This window comes from Mesorhizobium sp. BH1-1-5, assembly GCF_020165615.1.
Classification (GTDB): domain Bacteria; phylum Pseudomonadota; class Alphaproteobacteria; order Rhizobiales; family Rhizobiaceae; genus Mesorhizobium.
The window spans coordinates 27982-50245 of the sequence record NZ_JAIUIM010000027.1 but is presented as its reverse complement, the minus strand read 5'-3'; the positions used below and the strand labels follow the sequence as shown (position 1 = coordinate 50245).

Sequence of the window (22264 nt, the reverse complement as noted above, 5' to 3'; positions counted from 1 at the left end):
CGTCAAATCTTGCCTTGATCGACGTCTGCTTTCGGGAAAACGCCGCCGTACGCCCTACGGCAGATATGCGGCGCAAAGCTGCCGTTCGCTTTCGCCAGAAGCTGGGTTCCCGGTATAAACGGTCATGGGAAACAGCCGCGCCGTACCCACTTGACTCTCGCTGCTCAATCGTAGAACAAATAGAGAACATGCTTATATACGCTTTCCTGGAGGTCAACGACCATCTTGCGGCCGGAGCCCGCCATAGAGTCATTGCGTGCGCGGATCGAGAAGATCCAGGGCCGGAGCCGACGCGCCAGATCAGTGCTTCCATTCGGCATCGCCGAATTGGATACGCGGCTCCCGGGCGGCGGGCTGGCGCTCGGTGCGTTGCATGAAATCGCGGGCGGCGGCAACGGCGCCATCGACGGCGCGGCCGCGGCGCTGTTCGCCGGCGGTGTGGCGGCGCGCACGCGCGGCAAGGTCTTGTGGTGCATCACTCGACCAGACCTGTTCGCCCCGGCGCTGGCGCAGGCCGGCCTGAAACCGGACCGCGTGATCTATGTCGAGGCCGGCGACGACAAGACAATCCTCGCCTGCATGGAAGAAGGCATCCGGCATGGCGGCCTGGGTGCGGTCGTCGGTGAGGTCGCGCGCCTGACCATGACGGCTTCGCGGCGACTGCAGCTCGCCGCCGAGGAAGCCCACACGATCGGTATCGCGCTGCGGCGGTGGCGACGGCAGACGGAGGCAGCCGATTTCGGCCAGCCGACGGCCGCCATGACGCGGTGGCGCATCTCCGTCCTGCCCTCGACGCCGCTGCCGGTACCAGGCGTCGGCCGTCACCGATGGCTGGTCGAATTGATCCGCGCCCGCGCGGGCGAAAGTGCCGATTTCGAATTGGAGGCGTGCGATGGCACGGGTCGTCTCTCTGTTCCTGCCGACCTGGCCCACCGATCGGGTGCGGCGGAAGGCCGGCGACGCAGCGCCGCCGGCTGAGGCCCCGCTGGTTCTGATCGGCCGCGACAAAAACCGGCGCGTGGTGCTTGCGGCCGACGCCGCGGCACTCGCAGCCGGCTTGCGCCCCGGCATGCCCGTGACGAAGGCGCAGGTGCTGGTGCCGAGCCTTGCGGTCCAGGACGCCGAGCCGCAAGCCGATGCCGAGGCGCTCGAGCGCCTCGCTGTCTGGATGCTTCGATTTGCGCCGATCGCGGCGCCCGATCCTCCCGACGGGATTGTCATAGATACGACAGGGGCCGACCATCTCCATGGCGGCGAGGCCGCGATGCTGGAGGGCATGGTCGGGCGTCTGGCGATGTCCGGCATCGTCGCCCGCGCCGCGATCGCCGACAGCTGGGGCGCGGCGCATGCGCTGGCCCGCTATGGCGGCCAAGCCATCCGCATCGCGCCAGCTGGCCACGGCCAGTCCGTCCTCGAGCCACTTGCGCTCGAGGCTTTGCGGATCGCCTCTTCGACGGCGGCCGAGTTGCGAAGGCTCGGCTTCCAACGGATCGGCGATCTCCTGAAACAGCCCCGCGCGCCGCTTGCCCTGCGCTTCGGTCCGGAGATCGGTCGCCGCATCGATCAGGCCCTCGGCAACACAGCCGAGCCGATCGACCCGGTTCGCCCGCCCGACATCGTGGAAGTCCGCCGTGCCTTCGCCGAGCCGATCGGCGCGGCCGAGACAATTGCGCGCTACATCGGCAAGCTCGTCGCCCAGCTCTGCAGCCTGATGGAACAGCGCGGGCTTGGCGCGCGTCGTCTCGATCTCATCTGCCAGCGGGTCGACAGCCAAGCGCAGGCGGTCCGTGTCGGCCTGGCCAAACCTGTCCGCGATGCCAGACGGCTGACGCGGCTGCTTAGCGACAAGGTCGAGACCATCGCACCCGGTTTTGGCATCGAGACGATGATCCTGGCTGCGACAGCGGCCGAGCCCCTGGAGCGCGGCCAGGTCGTGAGCTTCCTTGTCGAAGAAACCGTGCCCGACGTCTCCGACCTCATCGATACGCTGATGAACCGCGTCGGCGAGCGCGCCATCTACCGCCTGGCGTCCGTCGCTAGCGATGTGCCGGAGCGTTCGGTTGCCAAGATCTCCGCGATCGCCCCCGATACAGGCGCGAGCTGGCCCGGCCATTGGCCGCGGCCATCGCGCCTGCTGCCACAGCCGGATCCGGTCGAGACCGTGGCGCTGCTGCCCGATCATCCGCCGGTGTCCTTCACCTGGCGCGGCGTGCGCCGGCGCGTGAAGCGCGCGGACGGGCCGGAGCGCGTCTTCGGCGAATGGTGGAAGCGCGATGCCGAGCTTGTGGCGGTGCGCGATTATTTCCGGGTCGAGGACGACGCCGGCGAGCGGTACTGGCTCTACCGCGCCGGCGACGGCGAGGATGCGGCGACTGGGTCGCACCGATGGTTCCTGCATGGGGTGTTCGGATGAACGACGTCCGTTATGCCGAGCTGCAGGTCACCTCGCATTTCAGCTTCCTGCGCGGCGCCTCCTCGGCCGAGGAGCTTTTCTCGCAGGCCGCCCTTCTGGGCATCGAGGCGCTCGCCATCGCCGATCGCAACAGCCTCGCCGGCATTGTCCGCGCCCACGAGGCGGCCAGGACGACAGGCGTGCGCCTCATCGTCGGCTGTCGGCTGGATCTCACCGATGGTATGTCGCTACTCGTCTATCCGACGGACCGCGACGCCTATTCCCGGCTATGCCGGCTGCTCTCGCTCGGCAAGGGACGTGCCGGTAAGGCGAAATGCCGGCTGGAGTGGAGCGACGTTGTCGCCTATGGCGAAGGCCTTATCGCCGTGCTCCTTCCCGATCTGGCCGACGAGACCTTGGCGCTGCGCCTCAGGCATCTGCGCGAGGCATTCGGCGATCGCGCCTATATGGCGCTGTCGGTCAGACGCCGGCCCAACGATCAGCTTCGCATTCACGAGCTGGCGGCGCTTGCCTTTCAGATGAGGGTGCCGACGGTCGTCACCAACGACGTGCTCTTTCACGAGCCAGGCCGCCGCATGTTGCAGGACGTCGTCACTGCTATCCGGCACAACGTCACCATCGATGCGCTGGGCGACCGCCGCGAGCGGCATGCTGACCGTTACCTCAAGCCGCCGCAGGAAATGCATCGACTTTTCGCGCGCTATCCCGAAGCGCTGGCACGCACGATCGAGATCGCCGACCGTTGCCGGTTCTCGCTCGACGAGCTTGCCTATCAATATCCGGAGGAGCGCGACGATCCTTCACTGACGCCGCAGCAGGCGCTCGAAAAGCTGACCTGGCAGGGCGCCGCCACGCGCTACCCCGAGGGGATACCGGACAGCGTCGTCGCGTCGCTGCGTCACGAATTGCGGCTGATCGAGAAGCTCGACTATGCGCCCTACTTCCTGACTGTGAATTCGATCGTGCGCTTCGCCCGGTCGAAGGATATCCTTTGTCAGGGCCGCGGCTCGGCCGCCAACTCGGCGGTCTGCTATGTGCTCGGCATCACCTCGATCGACCCCGGCCGCAACGACCTTCTCTTCGAGCGTTTTGTCTCCGAAGAACGCCGCGAGCCGCCCGACATCGACGTCGATTTCGAGCATGAGCGGCGAGAGATCGTCATGCAATGGGTGTTCGACACCTATGGCCGTGACCACGCGGCATTGTGCTCGACGGTCGTGCGCTACCGCACCAAGGGCGCGCTGCGCGATGTCGGCAAGGCGCTCGGCCTGCCGGAAGATCTTATCCGCACGCTCTCCGGCCAGGTCTGGGGCTGGTCCGAGGAGGGCGTCGAAGAACAGCATGTCGAGGAACTCAATCTCAACCTCGCCGATCGCCGCCTGCGGCTGACGCTCGACCTTGCCCGTCAGTTGATGGGCGCCCCGCGCCATCTCAGCCAGCATCCGGGTGGCTTCGTGCTCACCCATGATCGTCTCGACGATCTTGTGCCGATCGAACCGGCGAGCATGAAGGACCGCCAGGTAATCGAATGGGATAAGGACGATATCGATGCGCTGAAATTCATGAAGGTCGACGTGCTGGCGCTCGGCATGCTGACCTGCATGAAGAAAGGCCTCGATCTCCTCGCCGAGCACAAGGACATCCGGCTCGACCTTGCCACCATCCCCGCGGAGGATCCGCGCACCTACGCCATGATCAGGAAAGCCGATACGCTCGGCACCTTCCAGATCGAGAGCCGGGCGCAGATGTCGATGCTGCCGCGGCTGAAGCCGAGGACCTTTTACGATCTGGTGGTGCAGGTCGCGATCGTGCGCCCCGGGCCGATCCAGGGCGACATGGTCCATCCCTATCTGCGCCGGCGGGAAGGGCTGGAGCCGGTGCATTACCCGAAGCCCGAGCTCGAAAAAGTGCTCGGCAAGACGCTCGGCGTGCCGCTGTTCCAGGAGCAGGCGATGCGGGTGGCGATCGAATGCGCAGGCTTCACACCGGGCGAAGCGGACATGCTGCGCAAATCGATGGCCACCTTCAAGTTCACCGGCGGGGTTTCGTCGTTCAAGACGAAGCTGATCGACGGCATGGTGGACAATGGCTACGAACGCGCCTTCGCCGAGCAGACCTTCAAGCAGCTCGAAGGCTTCGGCTCCTACGGTTTTCCGGAGAGTCACGCCGCGTCCTTCGCGCTGATCGCGTATGCCTCGGCCTGGCTCAAATGCTGGCACCCGGACGTGTTCTGCGCGGCGCTCTTGAACAGCCAGCCGATGGGCTTCTACGCGCCGGCGCAGATCGTGCGCGACGCTGCCGCGCACGGGGTGGAGATCCGGCCGGCCTGCGTCAACGCCTCGCGTTGGGACTGTACGCTCGAGCCTGTCGCCGAAGACGGACGCTTCGCCGTGCGGCTCGGGTTGCGCATGGTGCGCGGCCTGGGAAACGTCCATGCGAGCACGATCGTCGCCACGCGCGCCGACCAGCCTTTCGCCTCTGTCGACGATCTCTGGCGCCGCGCCGGCGTGCCGCAGACAGCGCTCATCCAGCTCGCCGAGGCCGACGCGTTCCGGCCGGCGTTTGGCCTCGCAAGACGCGAGGCTCTCTGGGCAATCAAGGCGCTGCGCGACGAGCCGCTGCCCCTGTTCGCGGCCGCGTCGGCCCGTGAGGCGGAGCTGCTGCCAGAGGTCAGCGAACCGGCGGTAGCGCTCCGGCCCATGACGGCCGGGGGTGAGGTCGTCGAAGACTACCGCCATATCGGCCTGACGCTGCGCAGCCATCCGATCTCCTTCCTGCGCGAAGACCTACGCCGCCGCCGCATCGTCTCCTGCGCCGAAGCGATGGAGGCGCGCGACGGCCGATGGCTGGAAGCGGCAGGCCTGGTGCTCGTCCGGCAGCGCCCCGGCTCGGCCAAGGGGGTGATGTTCATCACCCTCGAGGACGAGACCGGCATCGCGAATCTCGTCGTCTGGCCGAAAGTGTTCGAGCATCACCGGCGCACGGTTCTGTCGGCAGGCATGGTCGCGGTGCAAGGGCGCATCCAGCGTGAGGGCGAAGTCGTTCACCTTGTCGCCAGACGCATCGTCGATCTCTCGGGCGAGCTGGCCAGCGTCGGCGAGCGCGAGGGAAGCTTTCCCGTGCCGCACGCCCGCGGCGACCAGGTACGCAATGGCGGCTCCGGACCCGACCCGCGCGAGCTGCCACCCAAGGGGCTGCGCAGCCGCGACATCTACATTCCCGACCTTCACATCGACAACATCAAGGTCAAGACGCGCGACTTCAGGTGAAACGCGGAATTTCTTGCCCGGCTCAGGATCGCATGCCGCGCCAAAGCGTTACAGGTCGAACATCGAGACGACGCGGCCGTCTAAAACAGGGAGAGGACAATGGCAGACGACAAATCCAAGCGAGGCGGCGCCGACCGTCGGCAGGTCTCCGGCGGTGAAGGCTACGAGGTCGATTATTTTGCCCGCAAGCACGGCATCAGCAGAGAGCAGGCCGGGGCGCTCATCAAGCGGGTCGGCAATGATCGCGACAAGCTCAATGCCGCCGCGGAGAAACTGAAGAAATAGGCCGCGGATTGCGAATGACGCATCGGGCAATTGAGTTTCGTCAGAGTGAGGTCAGGTGAGTAAGTCAGCGTCGCGTCGGCCCACAATCGAAGTGTCTTCCACTCGCCCTGCCAAGCCAGCCCCGCGCCGCGCGACCAATCTCACGCCACCTGCGTTCCGGCCGGTCCAGCTCGCAAAGCTGGTGGACACCGTCCCCGCCGGCGATCGCTGGATCCACGAAATGAAATACGACGGCTACCGCATTCTCGTCGCCGTGGGCGGCGGAGAGGCGCGCGCCTATACGCGCTCCGGCCTGGACTGGTCCGGCCGCTTCCCCTCTATCCTCTCGGAGGCTCGCAAGCTCAAGGTGCGCTCCGCGCTCATCGACGGAGAGGCCGTTGTCATGGACGCCGAGGGGCGATCGAGTTTCCAGGCTCTCCAGAACGCCTTGAAGGGCGACCCCGCGAGCATCGATTTTTATGCCTTCGACCTGCTCCAGCTCGACGGCGACGACCTGACGAAACGTCCGCTCCTGGAGCGAAAGGAGAAACTGAAGGAAATCCTGCCGGCGAAGAGTCCCATCCTTCGCTACTCCGATCATATCCAGGGCCGCGGCGAAGAATTGCTGAACCGCTTCTGCGACGCCGGCCTCGAGGGGGTTATCTCGAAGTTGGCGGATTCGGACTATGTCGGCGCCCGCGATGGAAGCTGGCTGAAGATCAAGTGCATCAAACGCCAGGAATTCGTGCTCGTCGGCTGGACGCCGTCGGACAAGGATCGCGCGTTTCGATCGCTGATCCTTGGCGTCCATGACGGCGGAAAGCTACGCTTTGCCGGCAAGGTCGGAACCGGTTTCGATACCGCCGAGATGGCGCGGCTCATGAGGATTATGGCGCCGCTGGAGCAGAAGGCCGCCACGGTCGCAGCACCGCGCGCGGAGGTTCGCGGCGCGCACTGGCTGCGTCCGAAGCTCGTCGCCGAGATAGCCTACACCGAGATGACCAACGAAGGGACGCTGCGCCATCCAAGCTATCTCGGGCTGCGCGAGGACAAGAAGCCGGAAGCCGTCGTGCTTGAGACGGAACACCGCACAGCGACGCTGCCACCGCCGGCGACAAGCACGGTCGCGATCAGCAACCGCGGCCGCGTCATCTACCCCGAATCCAACATCACCAAGGGACAACTTGCCGATTATTACGCCGACGTCGCCTCTATCATGCTTCCCTGGGCCGGCGGCAGGCCGATCAGCCTTGTTCGTTGTCCGCAGGGCCGAGCGAAGAAGTGTTTCTTCCAGAAGCATGACGCCGGCAGCTTCGGCGACAACGTCCATCATGTCGGGATCACTGAAAAGGACGGTCATGAGGAACCCTACCTTTACGTCGACGATGCCGAGGGGCTGATGACCTGTGTCCAGATGGGAACCATCGAATTCCATGGCTGGGGAGCGCGCATCGAAGACGTCGAGAAGGCCGACCGCCTGGTGTTTGATCTCGACCCAGACGAGGGGCTGGATTTCGAGGCTGTGCGTGCCGCCGCGTTCCAGTTCCGGGATATCCTCAAATCACTGGGGCTGACGACCTTTCCGATGCTGACGGGCGGCAAGGGCGTGCATGTTATCGCGCCGCTCACGCCCAGGGCCGAATGGCCTCAGGTGAAGGATTTCGCCTCCAGACTGGCTCAGGCGGTCGCACAGAGCGATCCAAGCCACTTCACGGCCGTGTTGTCGAAGGCGAAACGGAAGGGACGGATCTTCGTCGATTATCTGCGCAACCAGCGTGGCGCGACGGCAATCATGCCGTACAGCGCCAGGTCGCGGCCGGGCGCCCCGGTCGCGGCGCCCATCACCTGGGCGGAAATGAAGACGATCGATGCCCCCTCCCATTTCCATGTCGCCAATGCGACCGAGTTGAAGAAGCGCGCCGCGTCGAAGGCTCTTTCGGGATGGGGACGGGCCGACCAGGTCCTGCCGGATCTGTGATCCATGAGAATTGCGACCGATAACGTCAACGGCGTGAACGGCCGCCTGCCAGTGTCACTGCGCTGGCGCTACCTCGCATCACCCGACCTGCTCGACCACCAGCCTCCCGGCCTGAAGCGGCTTTATCAGGGATTTAGCGGACACCGACGGATCAAGCCAGCTCGCCCAATCCTTGCGCTCAAGGACTACGATCTGCCGATCGTGATACGGGGCGATGTCCGGACCGGGTTCCATCGTAAGCATGGTGAACGCCTCGCCGACATCGTTTGTCTCGCGCCAGATCCCGGCGATGCAGAAGATTGGCTCGTCGCGCTTGGTGAAGAGCCACTTGTCCTTGCGCTTCTTGCCCTTCTCCGTCGGGTCGGTGAATTCATAAAAGCCATCGGCCGGGATCAGGCAGCGGTTCGAGGCGAACTCGCGGCCGTCCGAGCGGAAGTTGTAAACCGGCCGCTTGTTTTGTCCGGGCCAGCTCCACCGGCGCTGAACCAGATCGGCCTCGCCGCTCGCTCCGTCGACAGGGCGAACAATCGGCCCGGGATCCGTTATCTTGATATCCTCGCGCGGCCCAACGTTCGGCGCGCCTTCGCTGAAGCGGATCTTGATCTTGAGATCGGCGAAATCCTCGACGATCGAGGCGACATCCACCATCAGCCGATAATCATTGCACATGTGTCACCTGCCTCTGCGGCGTTGCGCGGCAATAGTGTTCCTGTTATGTTCTTTCGGTCATGAGCGCAAGAGCTTTCGATTCCGACGCGCCGCTCGACGAACGCCGTATCATCATAAGGCGCTACGGCGGCGATGTTGAGATGCTGGAGCTGCCGTGGGGACTTCAACCCAAGGAATCCGGCGGGCGACCTTTCACGATGGTGCGCGCCGAAGGCCGAACGTTCCCAAGCCATCGCTGCCTCGTGCCGGCATCCGAATTCCGGCACCGCAGCCAGGGGAAGAACTACAGCTTTCGGCTCGCAAACGGTGATTGGTTCTACTTCGCCGGCATCTGGCGGCCAGCGACGCGTAATTGGCCGGAAGCCTACGCAATCCTTACGATCCAGGCCAACGATGACATCGCACCCTACCATGACCGGCAGCTGGCGGTGCTGCGCCGGGAGGAGCGCGCGGCGTGGCTCGAGATGACGTATCCGGAACACGAAGCGCTTCGTCCCCTTCCCGCGGCAAGTTTTTTGGTTCGCGCCTCCGCCAGGGTCGCGCACAGGCTGAATTCGCGATCTGAAGAATGTAGAATCCTGCGGCACGAAGCTCAGACCCTGGCGAAATGACATTGCAGGCAAATGGACCCTGACAGCGCCGCCGACCCGCGCAAGATCATCCACGTCGACATGGATGCGTTCTACGCCTCGGTCGAACAACGCGACAACCCGGAGCTGCGCGGCAAGCCGCTTGCCGTCGGTGGAGCGGCTGCCCGAGGAGTGGTAGCGGCCGCGAGCTACGAGACCCGCGCCTTCGGCGTTCGCTCCGCAATGCCTTCGGTCACGGCAAAGCGCAAATGCCCCGAACTGATCTTCGTGCCGCCCCGCTTCGACGTCTACCGGGCCGTCTCGGCCCAGATTCGCGAAGTGTTTGCCGAACATACCGACCTCATCGAGCCCTTGTCGCTTGACGAGGCCTATCTCGACGTCACCCAGAACCGGCTGAACATTTCGTCTGCGACGACGATTGCCGGGATGATCAGGGCGAAGATTCTGCTGGTGACCGGTCTCAGTGCTTCCGCGGGCATCTCGTACAACAAATTTCTCGCCAAGATGGCGTCCGACCAGAACAAGCCGAACGGTCAGTTTGTCATCACGCCGCGCCACGGGCCCGCCTTCGTGGAGAGTTTGCCAGTCAAGAAATTTCACGGCATCGGCCCCGCGACAGCCGCGAAGATGGAAGCGCTTGGCATCAAGACCGGCGCCGATCTCAAGGACAGGTCGCTTCCGTTCCTGCAGCAGCACTTCGGCAAGTCGGGGCGCTGGTACTATCAGATCGCCCGCGGCATCGACGAACGCGCGGTCGAACCGGATCGGCCGCGCAAATCGATTGGGGCCGAGGACACGTTCGCAGCCGACATCGTCGATCTCGATGCGTCAATCGCCGAACTCAAGCCGTTGGTCGCCAAAGTCTGGGGATACTGCGAAGGCAAAGGCATCCGGGGCAGGACCGTGACGCTGAAAATCAAATTCGCCGACTTCCAGCAGATCACACGAAGCCGTACGGTGGCGGTGCCGGTCGAACGCGTTGATCTCGAGCATCTCGCGGCCGATCTCCTGAGATCGGTTTTTCCGGTACGGAAGGGAATCCGCCTTCTGGGCGTCACGGTTTCGTCGCTAGGCGATGTCTCGCCGCCGGAACAACGGCAACTTCGGTTCCAACTTTAGGATTGTGGGGAGGAACCTGTCCGCCGGCTCGCCAGATCGGCGCGTGGATGGATCGATTCGCGACTATCGTGGAGGCTTTCTCGGTCATGCTCGTCGAACGGCATGGCCGCCGAAACAGAAGAGGAAGGCGAATGCCCTCCCCTCCGAAGTTTGATGCGTGAAATATCAGGCGGCCTCGCGTTGTTCTGCGGCCTCCGGCTGAAGGCCATGCAGGAAGGCGACGGCCCGTTGCGCATGGGCAGCGGCCGAGAAGATCGCGCGCTTGTCGTCGGCGAGGACTTTCAACCACGAGCCGAGATAGCTCGCATGGTCCGGCCGCGGCTCGAACTCCGGCGCTATACCAAGATCGGCGCATAGGAAGCAGCTTCCGAGCTCGGCAATCAGTTCCTCGCGTGCTCGCTCGCTGCGATCCTTGGCGTAGCGGCTAAGGTCGCGGTTCACACGATGGGGGGCCGAAGTCCAATGGGTGGCCTCGTGACTGAGCGTTGCCACATATGATGCAGCGTCCCGAAAAGTCTGGAACGGCGGCATCTGGATGTGGTCGGTCGCCGGGGCAAAATAGGCGCGGTCACCGCCATGGCGGATCACCGCGCCCGTGTTGGCAAAGAACCGGTCGGCATGCGCGATGCGAGCGATCGGATCGCATACCAGCTCCGCCTGCCGCCCATAAAAGTCGTCCGGCAGTCCGTCGATTTGCGCCATGTTGAAGACGGAATAGGCCTTGAGGAACGGGATCTCGCGGTCGATTTCCTCGCCGCCGGCGTCGGTCTCGGTTCTGGTAAAGCGGCTGGCGAAGACCACCATCGAGCCACTCTCGCCCTTGCGGACAGCCCCGCCGAGTTCCAGCGCCTGCTTGAACGTCATCCAGACCGGGCTGGAAAAGCCGCGTGCGATGGCCTCCGACCAAAGCAACAGCACGTTCATGCCGTTATAAGGCAGGCCATTGTGCCTCAGCGGCCGGGTGACGCGGCCGATGGCATTGCTCGAATGCCATGGCTGCATCCAGGGGCGAACGCCCTTTTCCAGCTCGGCCACGATGCGGTCGGTGATGCGCGCATAGATGTCGATGCGCGGTGCTTTTTCCTTCCTGCTCATTTTCAATCAACCTCCAGTTCTGGAGGCCGCGCCGATCGCGGCCCCGTCACGGGGTCCGCCGGGCGGAGCAGGAAGGCGGGCCGCGCACCCGACCGGGGGCCCCGTCGTGCTCTCACGACGGGGTGGTCATGGGCCGCAGCGATAGCGGAGGACGGCGGAGCCGTTGCGCCGACAGCCTGGCTCCGCCAGGGCCTCGGGCAGGACGGGGCGCGAGCGGCCGCCAGAAAGGAGAAAGGCGGCGCTGGAGTCGCCTCAATGCAGTCGGGAGAAGGTCGGGTCAATGAACCGATCGGCCGCCACTATACGGATCGTATTCGAAGAGGATTTCGATCTCGGCATCGTCGAGCTCGTCGGCCGGCATGACGCCAAATTCGTTGCCGACCTGGAAGAGGATGACCGGAACCATGAGGGTGCGTGCGAGGGACCAGGCGGCCTTCTGGGCGAGAGTGAGATCGTGGGACATCCGAGGGTTCCATCTTGGAGCGGGCCAATTCCCGCTCGATGGCTCCGTCAGTGTGCGGCGGCGGGCGCGATCATCCGAAGGCGTCAGCCGAGCGGCCGCAGCATGCTAGCGGACCCCTTGCGGGTTGATCGTGGAAGATCCGCCGCCGCACCAGGAAAGCCATCACACGAGAGCGGGATTGGGTCGTGAAGGAACCCAACCTGTCCAACGGCCGATGCGGGCGAAAGGAGCTGGCGCTGCGCGTGCCGTCCCGAAGTTCGTTCGCCGGAAATGACATCCGAACCCTGGCGCCAAGGCGCGCACAGGAAATCGCTGGAACAAGAACGTCCCTAGTGGAGGTGGTCGCCACGGGCGGAAGATTGGCAGACGATAGGCCATATTTGCTCGGCGCACCGCATGGTAGCAGGTCGTCTCTTTGGTCAGCCAGGGACGGCACTCGCGATGAAAGGGGCAGGCCCGCACAGTTGATGCGACTGGTGAATGAGGCTGGCTGCGTGACAGGGAAAAAAGGGCGGGACCGGAGCCCCGCCCTTCGGCGGCTCATCCGAGAGCCGCCATCTGCAGTTCAGCAGCCCTGCGGTCGACAGATTGGCCGGGGTTCTCGACAGGGCGTTCGAAGGGCTTCCAGACCTCGCCTACAACCTGCTCGTAGGCGGCAACGGCCCCCTCGGCGGCCATGCGTAGTGCATGGGCCTGGAGCGCCATATCGGCGGCGAACTCACGCTTGCGCTGGGCGGCGCTGTCGAAGCCGACCGGTCCGCCGACGTCTTCGTTCCGATCGTCGCAGGCCGACTTGGCCGTCGCATCCCGGGCTTCGGTCACCGCACGGCTGTAGAACTGGCCGGCCCCGTAGGCGGAACCGACGAAGGCACCGACGACGCGTTGCAAGTGGATCTGCATGGCGCGTTCCCCAAGCCCTTCATCGAGCGCTGCGGCGGTCTCCATAATGAGCTTTTCGTGCAGGTCGCGGATGCCGTCGCTATCCAGCACCTGGAGGCCAAAGCTCTCGGAGACCAGCGAGCACTGCGCGGCATCGGGACAGGCGAGCCGGACCATTTGCAAGGTAGTGCCCTTGCGGATCGGAACGATGCGGCCGGCTGCGCCGGAATTTGCGGCTTTCTTGGTCATGACATGTCCTTTCTTCTGGTTCCCGAAGCTCGAACCGGCTCCATGCCGGGCCTCCCTCGGGCGCGGACCAACAAAAACGGCGGGATGACGGGCGCTTCAGGGTCCGGGCGGACCGAGGTGAGCATGGAAGGCTTGCGGCCAAGCAGGGCTCTTCAGGCCTCGCGCGGGATGCGGGCCTGCCATGGCGAGACCGGACCGATCCGGCCGCCTCGCGGCGCGGAACGCGGCCTTGAAGCGGACGGCCGCCGGTTTAGGACCGCAATAAGCCCGAGGGAAGACCGGCAGGGAGGCCTCGATTTCGAAGTGGGAACCTGATGAGAGCTGATCATGACCACCTGCCGATTTCATCGACCGGAGGTGCTGGGCCTTTGGTCTGATGCTGGCGCGCATTGGTCCTACTCGATATCGCCGGTGAAACAATCAAGCCGAGAACGTCATTGCTTTGGCGGATCGCCGAAATCGCTCCCCTATCGGCGTTTCTGCCGGTTTCGCGCCGGCGTTGGGCGAGGGGCGCATAAGGAGAATACGGAAATGAAGACGATGATCACCAATTCTGTTGCCGGACTGTTGCTGCTGTCCGGCATCAGCGTCGCTATCGCGGATACTGTGGTTCTGGCACCTGAACAGGAAACGACCATCCGCGAGTACGTCAAGAAGGAACCCCTGGCATCGATCAAGTTGCCGGGCGTGGAGTTGAAGATCGGCAGCAAGGTGCCCGAAAAGGTGGAGCTTCATAAAGTCCCCAAGGTGAAATACGAATACACCGTGATCGACAATCGGACCGTGGTCGTTGATCCCGAAACCCATACGATCATCAAGGTTCTCGACTGACGGTCATATCCTGGCGGGAGCGCAATCGGCGCCCCCGCCCCTGGTCGGATCGCCGCCTATCGGGTGGTCAGGGTTTGTGAACTCTTTGAAACGCTCGGGGGATTGCGTGCGAGATATCGCATGCGGACATAGTGTCCTCCGTTTGCTGCAGGTGAAAACGAAACCGCCGCCGGGCGGCCCGGCGGCGGAAGGATCGAAAGGGAGAGGCGAGGCTATTCGGCGGCCTCGCGATAGCCCTCCTCGAACTCGCCTTCCCCGGAAGACTGCTTCTCATCATCGAGGCCTTCGGGGTCGACACTATCGTCGTCATCGACCTCGGCGACCGCGCTCTTCGCCAGCCATTCCGTCAGGCTGGTCGCATCGGGAGCGAACAGCGCGGCCGGATGGACGAAGCGCCCCTCCTTGAAGTGCTCGACGAGCGCGGCCCGCGTGTCCTTGACCCGCGCCCGCGGCAGCACAGGTGTGTTGGCGCACGAGCTTTCGAGTGCGGGACGCGACAGGCAGGAGAGGAAGTCCTCAGTGCCCATGTTGGCGAGAAAGCCTCCCGCGCCGATCGCTTCGCCGGCGACGAGCGCCACCAGGCCCGACTTGCTCATGCCCTCGCGGGAGGAGAGCGCGTCGATGAGGACGCCCCGGGCCGCGATGCGCAAAGTCTCAGCGTCGAAGGCGAACTTGCCCTCGGCATCGAAGAGGGTGGCGGCATGCCGGGGCATGCGGCGGCCGAACCCGTGATCGCCCCCGGCACCGGAGTCGACGCGTACGTTCTGGCCAGCGAAGGCGAGAACGAGCAACGCCAGCAGCATGTCGTCCTCGATCGGCGCCCGCGACAGCGCCTCGTGAAGAGCATCGGTGCGGATGTCGCCGATCATCTCGATGCCCTTGCGGGTCACATCGGGACGCGACTTCGGCATGACGATCGCCGCGTCGTCAGCGGTGTCCGCCGCCTTGCCCTTCTTTCTCACCTCGGGCATGCGGAAGTGGACCGTCTTCACCTTGCCCTCGCGATCGAGATACATCGCGGTGTGGTCCGACTTCTTGGGCGTGCCATAGACGCGCTCGGCCTTCGGCGGCAGCTTCACCTCGCCATAGGTGGTCGACTCGGTGATGACGCCCTTCTTAGGCAGGTTCTGCGTCATCCATTCCTGCTGCGCGCCAAGGAACGCCTCGACGTCGGTCGTGTACCGGCTGTCCTGGTCGGCCGGGGCGAACAGGTCCTCGACCCAGGCGATGCCGTAGGCCTGCGCAAGCTCGTCGCCGAAGCTTGCGTCGCGTGCGTACATGCGCCGCTTGGTCAAGCCGTTGGCAACGCTCCACCATGAGACCTGCGGGTCGCCCTTGGAGGGTTTGTTTGCCTTCCAGACTTCCTTCTGCTCGTCGAGCGATGCCGCCGCGATGGTGCGGAGCTGCTGCTCGTTCGGCATGTCGCCCTTGGCCATGGCGTCGAGCATCGCCGGCAGCACGTTGGCGAGCAGGCGCAGCTTCTTGATCTGGCGCACCGACTGCGCCAGGGCGATCGCGATGGACTCTTCGGTCCAGTTCAGCGCGACAAGACGCTCGATGGCGCGCCACAGATCGACCGGGTTGAGCTGCTCGTGCGTGATCGACGTGGCCAACGAGCGCATCGCACCACCGTCCTCAGCGCGAGGTACGACCAGAACCGCGATCTCGTCCAGACCGGCGACGATTGCCTGCTTGGCACGGCGATGGCCCTGATCGATGACGAAGCCATTGCCGCCATCGGCTTCAGCGAAGACAATCAGTGGCTCGACAACGCCGATGGCTTTGATCGTCGCCAGCAGCAGGGCGTCGGCCTGCGGGCTGGACTTGGAGCGGCGCGCCTTGTCAGGATTGTCCTTGAGCGAGCGCGGATCGACAAACTTCAGTTCCATGGGAATGCTCCTGGGAGGTTGCGGACGCGGCCTTTTCACCCGTCCTTTTCCGTCTTCTTTCCGAAGACCTCCTCCGAGCCGCGGAGCGGGCGGGCCGGTGCAATTGCGGCCGAGCATCCCTGCCCGGCTGGACAAGCGGGGCTTCTTCAGCCCTGCGCAGGATGACGGGCCGGGATCGCGACGGGCGCGGTTGAGCGCCAGCGTCGGCGGACCACCCGCTCTGCGAGCAGTTCTTTTTCTCTTTCCTTTATCCTGACTTCCCCTCTGGAATGTTGCTCCACGGGGCGACGCCGTCAGCCGACTTGTGACAGCAGGCGAGCTCGGTCGATCCCGCAGAGGCCATCGATATGGTTTCACGCACGCTTGCGCGGTCGCCCACGGAGCGATCGAGGTTAGGCCGCTCGAACAGCCATCGTAGCGCCGAAACGCCTGCCAGACCTTGTGTGCCAGTGTTTCTGACGCTATATTGCGTCATAACTGTTGGCAAATGCACGGAGGTGCTGCGATGGGCCTGGCACAATATGCGGATGACGGGTTGTTTGCGCCCAAGAAGATTGCGGACGCTTTCCGCACGACGAGCGAGGAGATCGCGCGTACCGCTGGTCTGGGGAAAGACGCGGTTCAGCGCCGGGAGCGGGTGCGTTCAGACAAGACGCAGCGCCGCCTGCGCGAGATGGTGGAGATCGTGAACAAGGTCGAGCCGCGATTTGGCTCCGCGCTCATGGCCTATGCCTGGTACCGCTCCGAGCCGCTGCCCGGATTTTCGGGGCGGACGGCCATGCAGCTGGTTCGGGAGGGGCGGGCCGATGAGGTCCTCGACTTCATCGACGCGGTCGACGCGGGGGTTTACGCCTGAGCGTCGTCGCCGTCACCTATTCGGGCCGGATCTACCGCGCCCTCAATCCAGTATATGCCCGCGAGCCTATGTCGGGACGCGGCGCCGAGCTCTATGGAGGACGTTTCAACCCCAAAGGGATGCCTGCGCTCTATGCGTCGACTTCGGTCCTGACGGCTTTGCGCGAAGGCAACCAGGTGGGCGATCTGCAGCCAACGACGCTGGTCGCCTATCGCGCCGAGATCGAGGCTGTATTCGATGCGGGCGACGCCACTGCCCTTGCCGCAATGGGCCTCGATTCGGCGACCCTCGCCGACCCGACATGGCGCGATCAGATGAGAGACCATGGCGAGGCGCATACACAGCGATTTGCCCGTGAGCTCGTCGCGCAAGGCTATAATGGCCTGCTCGTGCCGAGCTTTGCCAAGGGCGCCGTAGTCGGCGACTTGAATCTCGTTCTGTGGCGATGGGGCGACGCTGCCCCATCCAGGCTCGAGCTGATCGACGACGAGCATCGGCTCGGTTGATCTAGGCGGCCGCTGCCCGCGTTCCCTCGCGCGTTGCACCAACGTCAGCGGCAAAGGACCTTTCGATCTCGGCAAGCTGCCGGCGCTTGTCGGCTAGCTCGCCCGAGAAGGCGAACATGCCGCCCTCGCGCGAACGATAGGACGCCAGGCGCTGCTCGGCGTCGGATAGGCGATGCCGATAGCGTTCCCGTTCATCCTCGAAGGCGCCGAGCAGGTGTTCCAACCGGGCAATCGCGCCAAGCGGGGTCGTGGTAACCGGCAATTCGATCTCGGTCTCGGCGCCGGCGCGCAGGAGCATTGTGGAATAGCGATAGCCGTCCTGACCGAAGCGCTGCCCGGAATATTCGAGGCCGAAGCCGCCGATCGTCGCGATGACGCTGTCGCTGGCATGCTGGAGCTGGACCAGCGCCAGGATCTCCTTCATCAGCGCTCGGCCGGCGAGCTTGCGCTCGGTGAAGGCCTCCACCCCAACAGTCATGCGGAACGCCTCGCCCGCGGTCGGAACAAGTCGTTCGAGGTCACGGCCGATCTCGCCGATCCGACGCGTCGAATATTCGATGTCGCGTTCGGCGTCGCGGATCTGACGGCGGATGGCCAACTGATCGTCCTGATGCGCGGCGCGCAGGCGTTCAAGCCGGGCGATCTCCGCTTCGAGGCCGGCCTTCTGCATCAGGCGCGGATCGCCCGAGGCAATCGCCTTGGCCATGGCGAACTGATTGGCCTGCCCTTCGCCGAGGTCCTCGAGCCGGCGGATCGAGGTATCGCCCGAAAGTGCTGCGGCGATGAAGCGGGCTTTGCGCTCGTTGTTCTGCCACATCTGGGCGTCCATCGATCCCTCGGTGGCATAGGCGAAGATGTCGACCACATCGTGCTGGTTGCCCTGCCGCAGGATGCGTCCCTCGCGCTGCTCGATCTGCGACGGGAGCCAGGGCACGTCGAGATGGTGGAGCGCCTTCAGGCGGAGCTGCGCATTGACGCCCGTGCCCATCGTGTCAGACGAGCCGATCAGAAAACGGACCTTACCGGCGCGAACATCACCGAACAGGCGCTGCTTGGCCTCCGACTTCTTGAAATCCTGCATGAAGGCGATCTCGGAAGCCGGGACGCCCATGCGAACGAGCTCGTCGCGTATCCAGCGATAGGCCGAGAAGCCCCGCGTCTTCTCAACATTGATCGTGCCTAGGTCGGAGAAAATCATCTGTGCGGCGCCGGTCAGCTCGAACGGCTTGCCGTCAGGCCGGACATAGGCGCTGCCAGCCGTCTCCTGCCAGATCCGAACAGCATTGGCGACGAGGTCGTTGAGCTTGTTGTCCGGCTCATTGTCGTTATCGGGATCGACAAGGCGCAGATCGATCGCGGCATGGCGGCCGTCGGTGATGACCGAAAGCAGGATGTCGTCGCCGGGCTCGGGCGGACCTTCGCGCTGCTCGATGGCCTTGATGCGCTGATCGAGCAAGGCCTGATAGCGCTGGAAGGCGGCCGAGGGTTTGGATGTCCTGATCTGCCGCGTGCCGGTCGAGAGCGCCGGCACCCTCACGTATTCGCGCAAATCCTCGGGCATGACCACGTCCGCGAAGGACCGGAACATGGCGATGAGCTCGGGCACGTTGACGAAGGTGGCGAAGCGCGTCACGGGTCTGTACTTGCCGTTGGGCTGCAGCTCAAGCTCGGTGGAGACGTCGCCGAAGGTCGAAGCCCAGGCATCGAATTCGTGCAGGCCGCGCTCGGACAAGGCCGCGTAGCCCAAGTAGCGCTGCACCGAGAACATCTCGCCCAGCGTGTTGGTGATCGGCGTGCCCGAGGCGAGAACGAGTGCGCGGCCCGGGTTCTTCGTCTCAATGAAGCGGCACTTCACATAGAGATCCCAGGCGCGCTGCGAGCCGCTCGGGTCGATGCCCTTCAAGGTCGACATGTTGGTGGCAAAGGAGAGTTTCCTGAACTCCTGCGCCTCGTCGACGATGATCTGGTCGATGCCGATCTCGGAGATCGTCAGCAGGTCGTCCTTGCGCGTGGCGAGCGCCTCCAGCCGTTCCTTGAGACCCTCCTTCAACCGTTCGAGGCGCTTGCGGGAAACACGATCGCCGTTTTCGACCTTGGTGAGCAGACGCTCGTAGAGCTCGAGCTCGTCCTGGATCATCTGCTGCTCGAAAGCTGAGGGCACGCCGATGAAGCGGAAGGCCGAGTGCGTGATGATGATTGCGTCCCAGGTCGCGGTCGCCGCACGGGACAGGAAGCGTTGCCGCTTGTCCTTGGTAAAATTGGTCTCGTCGGCGACAAGAATGCGAGCCGTCGGATAGAGCGCCAGGAACTCGCGCGCCGCCTGCGCCAGGCAATGGCCGGGCACGACCAGCATGGCCTTGGCGATCAGGCCGAGCCGCTTCTGCTCCATCACGGCTGCGGCCATGGTCATGGTCTTGCCGGCGCCAACAGCGTGCGCGAGGTAGGTTGAGCCGGCCGAGATGATGCGCCAGATGCCGCGCTTCTGGTGCCGATAAAGAGAAAAGGCGCCCGAGGCGCCGGGAAGAACGAGATGGTCCCCGTTGAATTTTCGCGGGGCGATGTTGTTGAAGCGGTCGTTGTAAACCCGGGCCAGCCGGTCGGCGCGATCAGGATCGCTCCAGATCCAGGCCTGGAACGCGGTTTTGATCTTGGTCAGCTTCTCCTTGGCTGCCTCGGTATCGACGACATTGAGGACCCGGCGCTCGCTGCCTCCATCCTTGATGAAGTCGAAGATCTGCGGCACGCGGCTGTTGAGCGCATCGGCGATGAGGTCGCCGGCATGCCGGCGGTCGGTGCCCCATTCCGATGTGCCGGTCGCCATGTAGCCGAGCTGCCGAGCGTCGACCGTCCACGATGCCAGTTCCGGCATGTGATGAATGCGGATTTCGGCGCCAATCCTCTCCTTGACGAAGGCTGCGATATCGGCGGCGGGGATCCACGGCGCGCCAAGACGCGCTGTGATGTCGGACGGACCGAGATCGGCGGGCTGGACCTCGATGAGCGCGCGGACATTGCGCTCGAAAGCCGGATCGAGCGCCGCTGCGGCCTCGGCGACCTTGAGCTTGTCGCGGACCTGGCCGGAGAGATAGGCGTCATCGGTCTGCCATGACCCGCTCTCCGGATCGCGGAAGATAGCGTCACCAAGATTGGCGATGACGGTCTCGGGGTCGACATGCAACAGCTCGGCGATGTGATCGACATCGACATGGCCGCGCTCGTTCAGCACCACCGCGAGGGCGTCAGCCGCCGAATTGATGATCGGGGCCGAGGGCGGCGCGATTACCCGCTCGGTGAAGATCGGACCCGGGCGGGCGGTGTCGGTCTCGAGGTCGTAGTGCTCGATCGAGGCGACCAGCCAGCAATCGGGATCGTCAAGGAAGGGAACGAGGTTCGGGCGGCGATGCGTCTCTCGCACTTCACCGGTCTCCGGATCCTCGCTGGTCGACACGACAGTGCTGTTGATCGGGCCGAAGGTGCGCACGAAATTCGACCAGGCGATGCGCAGCTTGACCTGCGCTGGCTTCCACGGCCGGTCAAGCTCTTGGCACCTCAGCACCTCGCGCAGCGCATCGCGGATCGGAATCAGCTTGCGGATGATGTGGGCGTGCTTCGAAGGCACGCCATCGACGCTGCGCCCCTCGCGCACCGTTATGATCACCGGCTCCCCATCGACGATCTGCGTCAGCGCGGTGTTCGAGGCAATGAAGTAGCTGCCCTCACGAATTCCAACCACGGCGGCATCAGGGTCATCACCGGGATCGTTGACGACGGCGGCGGCGTCCGGATCGATCGCTTCGGGCTCGCCGTCATAGATGGCTTCTGGAAGGAGAGAGAGGGCATCCGACAGCGCCTGCGGGAGATCGACGCCGGGGTGGGGCAAGCAGGTGTAGGCATCGCCGAATGGTCCCGACGTGGTGGCGTGGCTTCCCAAGACGAATTCCGGATGCCGGGCGAGCCAGCGATTGATGCGGATGGAGCTGTCGTCGCCATCGGCGGGGCGGACATCGTCGGTTTCGAGCCAGGAGGCGTCGCCCTCAGCCTCCTCGCGTCGGCGTTTGCGGAAGAAGAGGATGTCGACGACGACATCGGCCCCCGCGTCAGCGCGAAAGCTGCCTTCGGGCAGCCGGATCGCAGCGACAAGGTCGGCCGATTTGGCGATGTGCTCACGCGCCGAGCAATCGGCCTTGTCCATGGTGCCCGAGCTGGTGACGAACGCCGCGAGGCCGCCCGGCTTCAAGAGGTCGATCGAGCGAGCGATGAAGTAGTCGTGGAGGCGTAGCCCCATCGACCGATAGGCGCGATCGGAGCGCACGGTCCGGTCCGAGAACGGTGGATTCCCGATGACGAGATCGAAGCCTGCCGGCAGGTCGGCGCGCGCAAAGTCAGCGTTGAGGATGCGGGCCCGCGGCTGCAGCAGGCGCGCGATACGCGCGGTCACCGGATCGATCTCGACGCCGGTGACATGCACCTGGTCGCGCAGCGCCGTCGGTATGAGCGCGGGAAACAATCCCGTGCCGATGCCAGGCTCGAGCACCCTGCCCCCGCGCCAGCCGAGCCGCATGAGGCCTGCCCAAATCGCCCGGACGATGAACTCGGGCGTGAAGTGCGCATATTGGGTGCACCGGGCAAGCGAGGCGTAATCCGCGCTCGACACCGCCTCCTCGAGCTCGGCGCCCATCTTCTCCCAGCCGGCGCGAAAGCCATCTTGGCCGGGCCGGCGGAACATGGCATTGGCGAGCTCGGAGGCGCCAAAGCCGGTAAAGCGGATGAGCCGTGCCTGTTCCTCTGGCGTCGCCTGCCGATCGGCGGTCTCGATCTCGGCGGCGAGACGGATCGCCCCGAGATTATCCTGCGCGCGGATCTTCCAGCCCTTGGCGAGGCCGCGATCGGTCTCAAGGACGAAGTTGTCGCCACCCCATCCGGCGCTGCCCGCGCGCTTCGGTGACTGCACAGGCTGGGCGACCGGCTGTGGCTCCGGCAGGGCGGTCGTCGAGGCCTGCTCGGCGTCGTGCTCGCCGGCGCCGAAGTCGCTGCCGAAGGCGGTGACGCCCAAACCGAGGCCGGACGAGAGGGTGTTGGTGTTGAACAGGTCGAGGGGGAAGGGATCGTTGTTGGACATGCGAGAATTCCTTGTGTCAGGGCCCACGCGATCTCCCCGGCCGAGCGGGTCGGCCAGTCGATCGATGTCGGGGTT

Annotated in this window: 16 protein-coding genes and 1 pseudogene; 11 read left to right on the top strand and 6 right to left on the bottom strand. The window is 64.7% G+C overall.

Annotated features, from left to right (window positions below):
* Positions 1-225 precede the first annotated feature (225 nt).
* The 6 genes and pseudogenes from LB572_RS27830 to LB572_RS34640 form a co-directional block, all read left to right on the top strand.
* Positions 226-978: an ImuA family protein gene (locus LB572_RS27830; RefSeq protein WP_140804016.1), complete on the top strand. Its 753-nt coding sequence runs from the start codon at positions 226-228 to the stop codon at positions 976-978.
* The gene (locus LB572_RS27825; RefSeq protein ID WP_224670009.1) at positions 893-2413 is read left to right on the top strand and encodes a DUF6504 family protein; all 1521 of its coding nucleotides are present in this window, start codon (positions 893-895) and stop codon (positions 2411-2413) included. The genes LB572_RS27830 and LB572_RS27825 overlap by 86 nt, the downstream gene beginning before the upstream one ends.
* On the top strand, positions 2410-5682 hold the full coding sequence (locus LB572_RS27820; RefSeq protein ID WP_224670008.1) for an error-prone DNA polymerase: 3273 nt from the start codon (positions 2410-2412) through the stop codon (positions 5680-5682). Before LB572_RS27825 ends, LB572_RS27820 begins: the two co-directional genes overlap by 4 nt.
* A 99-nt stretch (positions 5683-5781) precedes the next feature.
* A complete protein-coding gene (locus tag LB572_RS27815; RefSeq protein WP_224670007.1) occupies positions 5782-5967 on the top strand; it encodes a DUF3606 domain-containing protein in 186 nt (61 codons plus the stop codon).
* Between the two features lie 55 nt (positions 5968-6022).
* Positions 6023-7924, top strand: coding sequence for a DNA ligase D (gene ligD, locus LB572_RS27810; RefSeq protein WP_318014076.1), 1902 nt, complete (start codon positions 6023-6025; stop codon positions 7922-7924).
* Positions 7925-7927: 3 nt separating this feature from the next.
* Positions 7928-8017 (top strand): annotated as a pseudogene (locus LB572_RS34640) (exodeoxyribonuclease III); the annotation flags it as partial.
* On the opposite strand, the gene LB572_RS27805 reads toward LB572_RS34640, so the two are convergent.
* A complete protein-coding gene (locus LB572_RS27805; RefSeq protein ID WP_224670005.1) occupies positions 8003-8593 on the bottom strand; it encodes an SOS response-associated peptidase in 591 nt (196 codons plus the stop codon). The pseudogene LB572_RS34640 and the gene LB572_RS27805 sit on opposite strands and share 15 nt — an antisense overlap.
* A gap of 59 nt (positions 8594-8652) precedes the next feature.
* Here LB572_RS27805 and LB572_RS27800 point away from each other — a divergent pair, with 59 nt between their 5' ends.
* Positions 8653-9204: an SOS response-associated peptidase family protein gene (locus tag LB572_RS27800; RefSeq protein WP_224670004.1), complete on the top strand. Its 552-nt coding sequence runs from the start codon at positions 8653-8655 to the stop codon at positions 9202-9204.
* A 12-nt stretch (positions 9205-9216) separates the two neighbouring features.
* On the top strand, positions 9217-10302 hold the full coding sequence (dinB, locus tag LB572_RS27795; RefSeq protein ID WP_224670003.1) for a DNA polymerase IV: 1086 nt from the start codon (positions 9217-9219) through the stop codon (positions 10300-10302).
* A gap of 165 nt (positions 10303-10467) precedes the next feature.
* Here the strand turns inward: dinB and LB572_RS27790 are convergent, their stop codons facing one another.
* The 3 genes from LB572_RS27790 to LB572_RS27780 form a co-directional block, all read right to left on the bottom strand.
* Positions 10468-11397: an ArdC family protein gene (locus tag LB572_RS27790; RefSeq protein WP_224670002.1), complete on the bottom strand. Its 930-nt coding sequence runs from the start codon at positions 11395-11397 to the stop codon at positions 10468-10470.
* Between the two features lie 277 nt (positions 11398-11674).
* Positions 11675-11860, bottom strand: coding sequence for a hypothetical protein (locus LB572_RS27785; RefSeq protein ID WP_224670001.1), 186 nt, complete (start codon positions 11858-11860; stop codon positions 11675-11677).
* Positions 11861-12400: 540 nt separating this feature from the next.
* On the bottom strand, positions 12401-12988 hold the full coding sequence (locus tag LB572_RS27780) for a hypothetical protein (RefSeq protein WP_224670000.1): 588 nt from the start codon (positions 12986-12988) through the stop codon (positions 12401-12403).
* Positions 12989-13519: 531 nt separating this feature from the next.
* Between LB572_RS27780 and LB572_RS27775 the strand changes: the two genes are divergently transcribed.
* Entirely contained in the window at positions 13520-13819 is a 300-nt protein-coding gene (locus tag LB572_RS27775) for a DUF1236 domain-containing protein (protein ID WP_140804000.1), read from the top strand.
* A 212-nt stretch (positions 13820-14031) separates the two neighbouring features.
* Here the strand turns inward: LB572_RS27775 and LB572_RS27770 are convergent, their stop codons facing one another.
* Positions 14032-15708 (bottom strand): ParB N-terminal domain-containing protein, encoded by a 1677-nt coding sequence (locus tag LB572_RS27770; RefSeq protein WP_224669999.1) that lies wholly within the window; start codon positions 15706-15708, stop codon positions 14032-14034.
* A gap of 505 nt (positions 15709-16213) precedes the next feature.
* Between LB572_RS27770 and LB572_RS27765 the strand changes: the two genes are divergently transcribed.
* Together LB572_RS27765 and LB572_RS27760 are read left to right on the top strand one after the other, a co-directional pair.
* Positions 16214-16564 carry an antitoxin Xre/MbcA/ParS toxin-binding domain-containing protein gene (locus LB572_RS27765; RefSeq protein WP_140803996.1) on the top strand — a complete coding sequence of 117 codons (351 nt, stop codon included), beginning with the start codon at positions 16214-16216 and terminating at the stop codon, positions 16562-16564.
* Entirely contained in the window at positions 16561-17070 is a 510-nt protein-coding gene (locus LB572_RS27760) for an RES family NAD+ phosphorylase (protein WP_224670043.1), read from the top strand. The genes LB572_RS27765 and LB572_RS27760 overlap by 4 nt, the downstream gene beginning before the upstream one ends.
* 1 nt (position 17071) lies before the next feature.
* Here the strand turns inward: LB572_RS27760 and LB572_RS27755 are convergent, their stop codons facing one another.
* Positions 17072-22189: an Eco57I restriction-modification methylase domain-containing protein gene (locus tag LB572_RS27755; RefSeq protein WP_224669998.1), complete on the bottom strand. Its 5118-nt coding sequence runs from the start codon at positions 22187-22189 to the stop codon at positions 17072-17074.
* Between the last annotated feature and the right edge of the window lie 75 nt (positions 22190-22264).

What these genes read in the sequence shown, in the direction of transcription:
- LB572_RS27790 (WP_224670002.1), bottom strand. Translation starts at nt 11,397, where the DNA reads ATGAGCAGGAAGGAAAAAGCACCGCGCATCGACATCTATGCGCGCATC.
- LB572_RS27780 (WP_224670000.1), bottom strand. Translation starts at nt 12,988, where the DNA reads ATGACCAAGAAAGCCGCAAATTCCGGCGCAGCCGGCCGCATCGTTCCG.
- LB572_RS27785 (WP_224670001.1), bottom strand. Translation starts at nt 11,860, where the DNA reads ATGTCCCACGATCTCACTCTCGCCCAGAAGGCCGCCTGGTCCCTCGCA.
- LB572_RS27770 (WP_224669999.1), bottom strand. Translation starts at nt 15,708, where the DNA reads ATGGAACTGAAGTTTGTCGATCCGCGCTCGCTCAAGGACAATCCTGAC.
- LB572_RS27755 (WP_224669998.1), bottom strand. Translation starts at nt 22,189, where the DNA reads ATGTCCAACAACGATCCCTTCCCCCTCGACCTGTTCAACACCAACACC.
- LB572_RS27820 (WP_224670008.1), top strand. Translation starts at nt 2,410, where the DNA reads ATGAACGACGTCCGTTATGCCGAGCTGCAGGTCACCTCGCATTTCAGC.
- LB572_RS27825 (WP_224670009.1), top strand. Translation starts at nt 893, where the DNA reads ATGGCACGGGTCGTCTCTCTGTTCCTGCCGACCTGGCCCACCGATCGG.
- LB572_RS27800 (WP_224670004.1), top strand. Translation starts at nt 8,653, where the DNA reads ATGAGCGCAAGAGCTTTCGATTCCGACGCGCCGCTCGACGAACGCCGT.
- LB572_RS27805 (WP_224670005.1), bottom strand. Translation starts at nt 8,593, where the DNA reads ATGTGCAATGATTATCGGCTGATGGTGGATGTCGCCTCGATCGTCGAG.
- dinB (WP_224670003.1), top strand. Translation starts at nt 9,217, where the DNA reads ATGGACCCTGACAGCGCCGCCGACCCGCGCAAGATCATCCACGTCGAC.
- LB572_RS27815 (WP_224670007.1), top strand. Translation starts at nt 5,782, where the DNA reads ATGGCAGACGACAAATCCAAGCGAGGCGGCGCCGACCGTCGGCAGGTC.
- LB572_RS27765 (WP_140803996.1), top strand. Translation starts at nt 16,214, where the DNA reads ATGGGCCTGGCACAATATGCGGATGACGGGTTGTTTGCGCCCAAGAAG.
- LB572_RS27775 (WP_140804000.1), top strand. Translation starts at nt 13,520, where the DNA reads ATGAAGACGATGATCACCAATTCTGTTGCCGGACTGTTGCTGCTGTCC.